This window comes from Mesorhizobium sp. M7A.F.Ca.CA.004.04.2.1, from assembly GCF_004022825.1.
Lineage (GTDB): Bacteria > Pseudomonadota > Alphaproteobacteria > Rhizobiales > Rhizobiaceae > Mesorhizobium.
The window spans coordinates 1-682 of record NZ_RZPH01001629.1; the positions used below are offsets into that span (position 1 = coordinate 1).

Below are 682 nucleotides of genomic sequence, written 5' to 3' on the forward strand. Positions count from 1 at the left end.
GGTCTATTGCTCAAGGAATTTTTCCGGGAACGGCGCGGCTGAACCGGGCGCAACGCCCGGCGACACAACGTGGTGTTCTTACAGAGACGGCATCCAGTCGAACCAGCCGCTGCCCTTCTTGCCTTCCGCCTCTTTCTTGAGGCGGCGTTCCTTCTTGTACTCGTCCTCGCCAAGCTGATCTTGCGGCGCCGTGCCGGCCGCGACACGATACTGCACTGGAGGCTCGCTCAGATATTTGCGGGTGTTCGGATCGCCCTGCTTGCTGTCGGCAAGGCGGCGCTGGATCTCGGCGGCACGGCCCTTGTCGGAATCGGCCGGTGTCCATGCCGGCGGGTGGCTCGACCCTGACTCCGCCATCGCCCTCTTGACCGAGGCCGGGTCCGTCTGCACGTCGTCGATGATCTCCGACTGATAGGCCGGGTCGTTCTGATGGGCGGTGGCGTCGGCGCGCAAGCGGGCGCGGCGCTGCTCGGGCGATTCGGGCCATTCGGCGCTCGCCGTCTCGATGCTGTCCTGCGGGGCCGGCAGCGCTTCCTTCTGGCCTGGCGCCGGCTTCACGAGCGTCGGACGCGGCTTGTAGTCGATCTGTTCCTTGCGCTTCGGCGCGAATGAAAAAGCGCCCGAAATATCGCCGGCCAGTTGTTCGCCGGCGGTCTTGTCGGTGCCGTAGGTCGGAGAGCCC

1 protein-coding gene is annotated in these 682 nt (G+C 66.0%); it reads right to left on the minus strand.

The window, feature by feature from the left end; genetic code table 11:
* Positions 1-78: 78 nt before the first annotated feature.
* Positions 79-682, minus strand: a 604-nt coding sequence (locus EN893_RS36585; protein WP_128362292.1) for a hypothetical protein, incomplete at its 5' end; no start/stop codon positions are given.